Genomic DNA, 10,126 nt, shown 5'->3' with positions numbered 1-10,126 from the left:
ATGGCGTGCACTTAGGTGTTCCAATCAGTGTTATTGCAGAAGCTGTTATTAGCCGTTTCATGTCCAAGGCCACTACACGTGAAGGCAAGGAAATAAAGTGGAACGGTGAAGTTCCACAGGACTTAGTTGATAATTTGGGTAAAGCATTGCAATTAAGCCAAGCTGTTGCTTATGCTCAAGGCTTCCAGCAATTAAAAATGGCTGCAGATGCATATAACTGGGACTTGCGTTATCCGGCTATTGCTCAATCATGGGAAGCAGGCTGCATTATTCGCTCATCAATGCTAAAAGATATTGAAAAGGCATTTGCTGAAGGTAAAAAACTCGACAACATGTTCCAGGACCCTTATTTCAAGGATTTGATGAATAAAAACATTCCTGCACTCCGCGCTGTGATTGAACTTGCTACTGAAGCTGGTATTCCAACCCCAACATTAAGTGCATCATTGAACTACTTGGAATCAATTTTCAATCCTAGTCTACCTGCAAACTTAATTCAGGGTCAACGTGATTACTTTGGTGCTCACACTTACTTTAGAAACGACCGTGATGGTGTTTATCACACAGAATGGTATGAAGAAAAATAATGTTACACGTGTAACAACTAAAACCAGTTAAGTCGCAACTTTAACTGGTTTTTTGCTAGCGTTAAATAAAGAAAGTGGAGGTAATATGAAAGATAAAAAAGAACAAATAAAACTTTTACTGGAAGCTATGGTAGTTGGACTGTTCAGTGGCTTTGTAGTAGGCTTCTTTCGTTTTGGCATAGGAAAGATGACTGAGCTGTGGCTTAACTTGTTTCACGTGGCACATCGGAATGCATTATGGTTCATCCCGATTGTTATTGGACTTGCTTTAGTAGGATTAATTGCTGGTTATTTTGTTAAAAAGTATCCTCACGTTGGTGGATCAGGCATTCCTGAAGTTAAATTACAACTTGCAGGAAATTTAACTTTAAAGTGGTGGCCCACATTGTGGCGTAAAGTTATTGGTGGCATTTTGGTAATCAGCACAGGCTTGTTTTTAGGTCCTGAGGGGCCTTCTTTACAAATAGGTTCAACTATCGGTCAAGGCATTGGAGAGGGCACTAAGGAGTCAAAAACAAACTCTAGGGTGTTGTTAGCGACAGGAGCAGCTAGTGGATTAGCTGCAGCTTTTGGAGCGCCATTAAGTGGTGCTTTATTTGTACTTGAAGAAGTTTTTCATAATTTTTCTCCACGAATTTGGTTAAATGCACTTGCAGGTGCTTTAGTGTCAGATTTTGTTGTTTCAAATATTTTTGGTCAAAAACCGTCTTTGTCCCTTGTTTATCGCCATAGTTTTCCAGTAAAACTATATGGCTACTTACTTGTCTTAGGTTTAATTTTAGGCTTATTGGGTCATCTATATAAAGTTGGCTTATTTAAAGGGAAAAAGATATACGCTAAAATTACTTTCTTGCCAAGTTGGCTGTATGGATTAATTCCACTGACACTATTAATTCCGATCGCTTATTTTTGGCCCTTAATCACTGGACCTGGTAATCGTTTAATTTTAGCCTTGCCACATATTATTCGTCATAGCAGCTGGAAAATAGTTGGTCTACTATTGTTTTTCTTTATTGTGAGAATTGCTTTTTCTATTATTTCTTACGATTCAGGACTACCAAGTGGTATTTTCTTACCCATATTGACAATGGGAGCTGTGATTGGTGCCAGTTATGGCCTGATGTTAGTTCAATTACATTTATTGCCGGCTAAATTAGTGATAAACTTGATTATTTTTGCAATGGCCGGATTTTTTGCAGCTGTGATTCGTGCTCCTTTCACGGCAATAATGTTAATTACTGAAATGGTAGGATCGTTACTCCATTTAATGCCACTAGCGGTTGTAGCTTTCATTGCGCTTTTGGTTGATATGCTCCTGAATGGTGACCCAATATATGGTACCTTAGCTCGTGCGATGTCATCGAAAAGTAAAAATGATGTTCCTATTATATCTGGTAAAACTGATCAACTGACTGTGCCGATTTATGAGGATAGCCGTCTAGCAGGTAAAGAAATTATGCAGGTGAAATGGCCTAAACATACATTGGTTAAGGCAATATATCGTGATGGTCAATATGTAGTTCCCAATGGCCAGTCTATAATTAAAGCCGGTGATTCTCTGGTTTTAACTCTTGATGCAGGTCAGCGCGGACATGTTTTTAGTCAGATAAAACGAATGCAAAAAGTAGAATATGATGGCTAAAGGGTGTAAAGAAAATTATTAGATAAATTTCCATTTTTATAACAATTTTAAAAGCTAATAAATCTACGTTTTTAAACATGATCTATTAGCTTTTTTATTATATCAAATTTTATTTTTTTAGATATTTAGGTGAAGTTTCTGGTGCCCAGATTAAACAAATGACAAAAGCAAGAAAGAGAACGCAAGCACAAACAAGCATTGCTAAGTTGGGTCCACCAAGTTCTGTTAAAATTGGCAATAAAAATGTACCGGCAGCAGCGCCAATGCGACTGATTGTAATATAGGTTCCACACACCACCGGCTCCAATTAATCCAGTCCACATGTTACTAATTTGAATGTATTTGGCAGCACTGTTCATAGCTACGCCGGTAATTCTTAGTGAGAAGCCACAAGTAAATTGCCCTAAAGCAATTGCAGTCATTACGCGTAAATGAACTTTTGCAAGAGGTGCCTTTTTATAATCTTTTTTAATTGTTTTTGTCTTTTTTTCTTTCATGATAATAGACTAAATACGAGCTACTTAATCTACTTTACAACTTCCCTTTCATTGAATGAATTAACTGCTACTTAACATAACAAATTTTGACGATTCGTGCAAAAATAACCTAAAATTAATTAAAAGCAAAAATTCATTTTTTAAAAATTAAAATGAATATAACTAAAACTAAGGCTGCAAGGAGCCAAATACTAAAATTTACCACTGCTTTTGCAGTATTTTTATTATCAAGGTTAGTGTGATTAATCAAATATTCGCAGGCAAATATCAAAAAGCTGAATGCGACCAGCCACAAAATGGCACAGAGTCTTCCAGCAATTGAATAAGGGAAAAAGCCAGAATTAAGACTGGTTAGTAAAGCAACAACAAAAAACGTAACAGTGCCAATATAGCGGCTGAACCATTTCTCTTTAGTGTTAGACATGATAATTTACCTTCTTTCATGAATAAAATGTAAATATTTTTATGAATTATAATAGCAAATAAATAAAAAATAAAGTGTAATTTATCAATTAAGCATAAACAAAAAGGCCACTTCTAAAAGTGGCCTTTGTAATTAGACAGATATTCTTACATATTTGTGATCAGGAAAAAGAGGACAAATACGACTAACAGAACATACATCATTGGTGAAACTTTCTTGGCCTGTTTAGAAGCGATCATAGTAATCGGGTAAGCAATCATGCCAAGAGCCAAGCCATCAGAAATGCTATACGTTAAAGGCATACCAACTACTGTTAAAAATGCTGGAAGGGCAATCTCAAATTTATCCCAGTCAATTTTTTTCAGGTTTCCTGCCATGAGCACCCCAACAATAATCAATGCTGGAGCAGTAACAGTAGTAGGGATAACCGCCAAAAGCGGGCTGAAAATCATTGAAATCAAGAAAAAGATTCCTACAAAGATTGCAGTTAAACCTGTGCGACCACCCATAGCGATGCCGGCACTAGATTCAACAGATGTACCAAGTGGTGCAGTTCCTAAGACTGCTCCTTCAACCATGGCTAACGAATCCGATAGGAACGCTCTACCAATTCGTGGTATTTTACCATTTTGATCAACCATTCCTGCTTGTTCACTCATGCCAATCAGCGTTCCTGCAGTGTCGAAGAAAGTAACCAGTAAAAAGGTTAAAACTACCATGAATAGTTGGGGAGTATTAATATCTTTTAAATGAAATACGGCTTGACCAAAGGTAGGAGCAATGCTTGGTGCACTGGCGATAATACCTTTAGGAACAGCTACTTGGCCAATAATAACCCCAAAGACAGCTGTTACTACCATACCGATAAAAATGGAACCTGGCACATTCATTGCCATTAAAATCACAGTTAAAACTAAACCGAAGAGGGTAATCCAAACGGCTGGTGAATTAAATTTGCCCAGAGTAACTAAATTTGAATCACTATTAACAATTAATTTGCCGTTTTGCAGGCCAATAAAGGCAATAAATAAGCCAATACCAGCCGAAATAGCATATTTGAGATCCTGCGGAATAGCATCGACTACTATTTCACGAAGTTTCAAAACTGTTATTAAAATAAACAAAACAGATGCAACTAAAACAGCAGCTAAGGCAGTTTGCCAGTTAATGTGCATTCCGCCACAAACGTTGTAAGCAAAAAATGCAGCACTGCCAAGTGTGGGAGCCAAGGCTACAGGATAGTTAGCAACCAGACCCATAATAAAACAGCCTATTGCAATTGAAACTGCGGTTACTGTAAAAGCCGCTCCCTTATTAATACCTGCTGCGTGTAAAATGTTAGGGTTAACAAAAAGGATGTAGGAGAGACTGACAAACGTGGTTAATGCAGCTATTAACTCGCGTTTAACAGTGGTATGAGCATCGTTTAAATGAAAGACTTTATCTAATGTCGTCATTTTTCCTCCAAAAAATATTAAAATTATAAAGAACTAATATAACTAGTATATAACTTATTAAGCCTAGAAATCCATTTTATTCAAAATTATTTCCCAGGTAATAAAAAAAGCAAATCTGGATAGATTTGCTTTAACAGCTTACCACATACCAATTAGTTTCATCCAGGCTAATCCGATTATGCCATAAACTAAGATATAGAAGATACCGAATATAAAACTTAATTTCCACCATTCATCTTGTTTGACATAGCCAGAAGAAGCTAAAACTGAAGCGGCAGGGCTAGAATAATGAGTTGTGGAACCCATGATTGCTGAAAATAATGCTAAAAACTGGGCTGCTAGTAATTTAGGTGCTCCAGCTGAAATAGCTACAGTTAAAAGTGGCAGATACATTGCTGAATTATGAGCTGTGGCACTTGCAAACAAGTAATGAGTGTAGAATAAAACAAGTGCTAAAACTACTAGAACTAATAGCCAGTTGAGACCCTTCATTGCGCTGGAAATACTAGTTGATATCCAACCTATTAAACCGAATTGAGTTAGTTTTTCAGCCATGAATACTAAAATAGATAACCAGATCAGAATGTTCCAAGCTCCGGTTTCACTTAGCAAGTCTTTTGGTGCTAATACACCTGTGAGTAGTAAAAGTGAAACAGAAATAAATGCAATTAATGTAGCATCTATTCCTAGAGTACTGGAAAGCATCCAGAGTACTAAAGTAATTGCAAAAATAATTGCCATTAATTTTTCAGACAAAGTAAGTTTACCCATTTTTGCCAGTTCACCATCAGCCCACTCCTTAGCGTTAGGAGTTTCCTTGATTTCTGGTGGGTAAAGTTTATAAACAAAATATGGTACAACAATTAAACAAATTGCTGCAGGAACAATGCTGGCCATTAGCCATGGCATCCAGCTAAGAGTTACACCTGCTTTACCAGCGAGTGCAACAGCAATTAAGTTAGGTGCACAAGCAGTCATAAATAATGATGAAGTAATAATGTTAACTTGAAATTCTGTAAAAGTTAGATATGCTCCCATCTTTTTACGTGATGGGTCATTGGGCTTAGAGTCAAATGTATTTGCTAATGATTGAATTAATGGATATACCACGCCACCTGCTCTCGCACCATTTGAAGGAGTTGCAGGAGAAACTATTAAGTCAATAGCACCAATAGCATAGCCTAAGCCTAAGGATTTATGACCAAACCATTTAACAAAATATAAAGCAATTCTTTGACCTAAGCCGGTTTTTACAATACCACGTGAAATCATAAAAGCCATAACGATTAGCCAAGCAGATGAATTGGAGAATGCGTCAATGGCACCTTTTGCAACGACTTTTCCGTTAACAACTTTGTCGGCAAGGGGTGCAAGCCCGAGGCAAATAGTGAGAGTAAATCCTATTAAAGTAACACCGCTAATAGCTATAGGTAACGTAATACAACCAATGATAGTTCCAATAAATATTGCCAGCATATGCCAAGCTTGGACTGATACTCCGGCAGGACGAATTGGGGTCGTAAACCAGAAAATAAGACCAAACAACAGTGGCAATATAAATTTTTTATAATCTATCGTCTTCATAAAAGACTCCCTTCTAAATAAAAAAGCAAATATATTAGGCGGATAAACACCTCTATATTTGCTTAGTTTAACATATTATTCGTTTAAAACAATCAGTAAGTTTAAAAATTTAATACCCATAAGAATACGATGAATACGAAGAAAAGTATCCACATCATTGGTGTAACTTCTTTTGTTCTCTTAGCGGCAACCATACATATAGGATATGTTATTAGTCCTAGAGCCAAACCATCTGAAATTGAATAAGTTAAAGGCATACCAATTAAAATTAAGAAGGCTGGAACAGCAATTTCCATTTTATCCCACTGAATATGAGCGGTGTTTTGAGCCATCAAGACACCAACAATAATTAGTGCTGGAGCCGTTACGTGAGTTGTAAATAAGCCTAAGAGTGGACTAAAGATCATTGATATTAAAAAGAAAATTGCTACAAAGACGGCTGTTAAACCTGTTCTGCCGCCAACAGCAATACCAGCACTAGATTCGACAAATGCACCAACTGGTGAAGTTCCTAAGACTGAGCCAACCATCATGGCCGTGGAGTCTGAAGCCAGCGCTTTACCTACCCGGGGCATCTTATTGTCTTTCATAAAACCGGCTTGCTGGGCTAAGCCAATTAAAGTACCTGCAGTATCAAAGAAGGTTACTAAAAGAAAAGTAAGAACAACAACCCACATTTGTAAAGTATTGATGTCTTTAACATGAAAAATTGCTTGACCAAATGATGGAGCGATGCTTGGTGCAACAGAAATTATTTTAGTTGGTAAAGAAATTTGCCTTGTGACTACACCGAAGATGGCTGCTAAAACCATTCCAATAAAAATAGCACCTGGCACGTTTAAGATCATTAAAATAACAGTAACAATTAAGCCAAAAATGGTAATCCAAACGGCTGGATCATGAAGAGAACCTAAACCAACCAAAGTTGATTTGTTTGCTACAATTAAGCCACCGTCTTGCATTCCCAAAAAAGCGATAAACAAACCAATTCCAGAAGAAATTGCGAATTTTAAATCAGAAGGAATAGCGTTAATTATCTTCTCCCGTAGCTTAAACATAGTAATTAAAATAAAGATGATCGATGCGACAAAAACAGCAGCTAAGGCTGTTTCCCATGAAACATGCATGCCTACGCAAACTGTATAAGCAAAAAACGCATTGATTCCTAAGGCTGGTGCTTCTCCAATAGGATAATTGGCAACAATTCCCATTATTGCAGTACCCAAGGCACTAGCTAAGGCAGTTGCTGTGAAGACTGCTCCTTTATCCATGCCACTGGCTCTCAGAACACTGGGATTAATAAATAAAATATATGACATGCTGATAAAAGTTGTTAATCCAGCAAGAAATTCAATTTTTACATTAGTTTTATACTTATCGAGTTGAAAATAACTCTTTATAAAGTTCATCTAATCTCTCCCAAAATATTGTTCGCGTTTTACATTAAATTTAACGCCTTTAACAGTTTATCATTCATTTAAAGCGATGTAAATACGAATTATATGTGTAAAAATATAGTAAAATAAATACAATTTGCAAATAAAAGTACGTTTGACAAAATTGACCAACTAATGCTTTACTCGGTAAAATAAACATAAATCAGTAGTGGATTATACATCTTGTTAGGAGAAAAAATGGGAATACTAATTTTTTCGGATATAGACGGCACATTAATCAACTCAAAGCAAGAAGTTACACCGAAGACTAAACTTGCCATTCGTAAACAAATTATTAAAGGCAATGTATTTGTGCCAGTTTCTGCACGTATGCCTAAGGCAATTATGTCTGTTGTGGGAGAAATTACCAAATCATGTCCAATGGTAGCCTATAATGGTGCTTTGGTTTTAGATGAAATGGGTCATATCCTTGATTCTCATTTTATGTCTTCTACAAAAGCTGCCAAAATATGTTCTTATATCGAAGGTAAAAATAATGGTGTTGTGTGGAATGTCTATAGTGACGACAACTGGTATTATTTCCCAGGTAATAATAATGGTTTGGTTGAAAATGAGGAGAAAATTGTTAAATTTAAAGCTCAACCTAGTTCGATTACTGAAATAGAGCAACTCAAAAATGTACATAAAATTTTGCTCATGGGGACACCAGACTTATTAGATGCTACTCAAAAAGAATTAAGGCGGCTCTATCCAGAACTCTATATAGTGAAATCTGCCGCAAATTTATTGGAGGTCGTTGTTAAACGAGTTTCTAAAGGTCAAGGGGTAAAAGTAATAGCCCAGGCTTTTGGCATGGAACTGAAAGACTGCTGGGCTTTTGGGGATAATTATAATGATGAGAAAATGCTTCAATCAGTAGGTCATCCTGTAATAATGGGAAATGCACCAGAAGACTTGAAAAAGAAATTTAGAACTACTTTAGATAACAACCACGATGGAATAGCTGCAGTACTTGATAGTTTAAATTAATCCTTTTTCGTTTGAAGTAAAGGAGATTCGGCTTTGTTGCCAAACCATTTGTGGTTAATCTTTGTTAAGGTACCATTTTTTGCCAGCTTTTCTAAGGCGTAATTAATTTTCTTGTGCAAGGTTAAGTCGCTTTTTCTCATACCTACACCAAATTCTTCTTTTGGAAAAGGACTTTCGATCTCAGTAAAGTTTTCAGGATGTTTTTGTCGCGAAATGTAATAATTTGCATAGGTGCTATCAATTAACAACCCTTGGATGCGACCTGCATTTAGATCTATAAAAGCATTAGTAAAGGAATCATAAAGAATCGGGTCCTGATTTTTAATATGATTTTTAAAGACTTTTGGATATTTCATTACGTCATTATAGCCGGAAGAGCCGGTTTGAACGCCCAAAGTCTTATTTTTCATTGCGGCAATGGTATTAATTTTATTCTTTTTAAGACTTACTAATACCTGAGAAGTATATAAGTAAGTTTTACTAAAACTTACCTTAGCTTCACGCTCAGGGTTTTTGCTAAAACCATTCCATATGAGATCAATTGTGCCGTTTTTTAATTCAGTAGTATTCATGGACCAGTCAATTGTTTGAAAACTAACGTTAATACCGTATTGTTTAAATACAGCATTTGCAAGGTCAACGTCGTAACCAATTAACTGACCATTTTTTTGCCTAAAGTCCATGGGCACAAAAGTATCATCTACACCAACTGTAACATAGCCACGTTGCTTGATATGAGACCAGTTGTCAACTGCGTTAGCTTTTCTATTAACTGATATGCCACTACAGGCAGAAATAAATAAAGTACAGATGAGCGTTATTATGAGGGTTAAGAGGCGCTTAGTTTTCACTTATATTACCTTCTTATCATCTAATGCTTTCACTTTGAATACCTGATCGGCCACTTGGCGAGCAAATTCCATGTCATGGGTAACAATAATTTGTGTCATGTTGTTATTATTTTTAAGTTTTAAAATTATTTCTCCAACTTTTGTTCTTAAAGCAGGATCTAAAGCAGAAGTAGGTTCGTCATAACATAAAATATGGGGTTCCATTGCTAGCGCACGTACAATAGCTACTCTTTGTTGCTGACCTCCAGAGAGCTGATAGGGATAGAGCTGCTCTTTACCCGTTAAATCTAGTTGTCCAAGTAACTTTCGCGCACGGGTTTGTGCTTGATCTGCACTTTCTTTTAAAACTAGTGTTGGTGCCAAGGTAATATTTTCGATTACAGTTAAATTGGGAAAAAGCTCATAGCTTTGAAAAACGACTCCGATAATATGACTTTTGCTATCAGGAGCGGCTGGGTCAAACTTTTGCCCATCCCACAAAAAATCACCGGAATCAATTTTTTCTAAACCACTTAAGCAGCGCAGCAAAGTAGTTTTGCCTGCTCCAGATGGTCCTACAATGGCTAAAATTTGTCTGTCAGGAATAGTTAAGTTTAACTTGTTTAAAATCGTACGAGAGCCAAATTTTTTGGTAATGTTTTTAAGTTCTAGCATAGTA

Annotated in this window: 9 protein-coding genes and 1 pseudogene; 3 read left to right on the top strand and 7 right to left on the bottom strand. The window is 36.4% G+C overall.

The window, feature by feature from the left end; translation table 11 throughout:
* A partial coding sequence (locus JF76_RS10470; RefSeq protein WP_045928862.1) for an NADP(+)-dependent, decarboxylating phosphogluconate dehydrogenase occupies positions 1-587 on the top strand: 587 nt, incomplete at its 5' end.
* 85 nt (positions 588-672) lie between these two features.
* Complete coding sequence (locus JF76_RS09735; RefSeq protein WP_045928861.1) at positions 673-2,229, top strand: ClC family H(+)/Cl(-) exchange transporter; 1,557 nt, start codon at positions 673-675, stop codon at positions 2,227-2,229.
* Positions 2,230-2,338: 109 nt separating this feature from the next.
* On the opposite strand, the pseudogene JF76_RS10465 reads toward JF76_RS09735, so the two are convergent.
* From JF76_RS10465 to JF76_RS09710, 5 genes and pseudogenes are all read right to left on the bottom strand, one after another.
* A pseudogene (locus JF76_RS10465) lies at positions 2,339-2,518 on the bottom strand (MFS transporter); the annotation flags it as partial.
* Positions 2,519-2,859: 341 nt separating this feature from the next.
* Complete coding sequence (locus JF76_RS09725; protein ID WP_045928859.1) at positions 2,860-3,150, bottom strand: hypothetical protein; 291 nt, start codon at positions 3,148-3,150, stop codon at positions 2,860-2,862.
* 146 nt (positions 3,151-3,296) lie between these two features.
* Positions 3,297-4,607 carry an NCS2 family permease gene (locus JF76_RS09720; RefSeq protein WP_045928858.1) on the bottom strand — a complete coding sequence of 437 codons (1,311 nt, stop codon included), beginning with the start codon at positions 4,605-4,607 and terminating at the stop codon, positions 3,297-3,299.
* Positions 4,608-4,745: 138 nt separating this feature from the next.
* Positions 4,746-6,191 carry a DASS family sodium-coupled anion symporter gene (locus JF76_RS09715; RefSeq protein ID WP_045928857.1) on the bottom strand — a complete coding sequence of 482 codons (1,446 nt, stop codon included), beginning with the start codon at positions 6,189-6,191 and terminating at the stop codon, positions 4,746-4,748.
* 101 nt (positions 6,192-6,292) lie between these two features.
* Positions 6,293-7,600 (bottom strand): NCS2 family permease, encoded by a 1,308-nt coding sequence (locus tag JF76_RS09710; protein WP_045928856.1) that lies wholly within the window; start codon positions 7,598-7,600, stop codon positions 6,293-6,295.
* Positions 7,601-7,825: 225 nt separating this feature from the next.
* Here JF76_RS09710 and JF76_RS09705 point away from each other — a divergent pair, with 225 nt between their 5' ends.
* On the top strand, positions 7,826-8,617 hold the full coding sequence (locus JF76_RS09705) for a Cof-type HAD-IIB family hydrolase (RefSeq protein ID WP_045928855.1): 792 nt from the start codon (positions 7,826-7,828) through the stop codon (positions 8,615-8,617).
* On the opposite strand, the gene JF76_RS09700 is transcribed toward JF76_RS09705, so the two are convergent.
* Entirely contained in the window at positions 8,614-9,468 is an 855-nt protein-coding gene (locus JF76_RS09700) for an amino acid ABC transporter substrate-binding protein (protein WP_052697125.1), read from the bottom strand. The two genes, JF76_RS09705 and JF76_RS09700, sit on opposite strands and share 4 nt — an antisense overlap.
* A complete protein-coding gene (locus JF76_RS09695; protein WP_045928854.1) occupies positions 9,469-10,122 on the bottom strand; it encodes an amino acid ABC transporter ATP-binding protein in 654 nt (217 codons plus the stop codon).
* Positions 10,123-10,126: the final 4 nt, after the last annotated feature.

The sequence above is a fragment of the Lactobacillus kullabergensis genome, from assembly GCF_000967195.1.
Lineage (GTDB): Bacteria > Bacillota > Bacilli > Lactobacillales > Lactobacillaceae > Lactobacillus > Lactobacillus kullabergensis.
This window is presented reverse-complemented; position numbering and strand designations above follow the sequence as displayed.

What these genes read in the sequence shown, in the direction of transcription:
- JF76_RS09735 (WP_045928861.1), top strand. Translation starts at nt 673, where the DNA reads ATGAAAGATAAAAAAGAACAAATAAAACTTTTACTGGAAGCTATGGTA.
- JF76_RS09725 (WP_045928859.1), bottom strand. Translation starts at nt 3,150, where the DNA reads ATGTCTAACACTAAAGAGAAATGGTTCAGCCGCTATATTGGCACTGTT.
- JF76_RS09720 (WP_045928858.1), bottom strand. Translation starts at nt 4,607, where the DNA reads ATGACGACATTAGATAAAGTCTTTCATTTAAACGATGCTCATACCACT.
- JF76_RS09715 (WP_045928857.1), bottom strand. Translation starts at nt 6,191, where the DNA reads ATGAAGACGATAGATTATAAAAAATTTATATTGCCACTGTTGTTTGGT.
- JF76_RS09710 (WP_045928856.1), bottom strand. Translation starts at nt 7,600, where the DNA reads ATGAACTTTATAAAGAGTTATTTTCAACTCGATAAGTATAAAACTAAT.
- JF76_RS09705 (WP_045928855.1), top strand. Translation starts at nt 7,826, where the DNA reads ATGGGAATACTAATTTTTTCGGATATAGACGGCACATTAATCAACTCA.
- JF76_RS09695 (WP_045928854.1), bottom strand. Translation starts at nt 10,122, where the DNA reads ATGCTAGAACTTAAAAACATTACCAAAAAATTTGGCTCTCGTACGATT.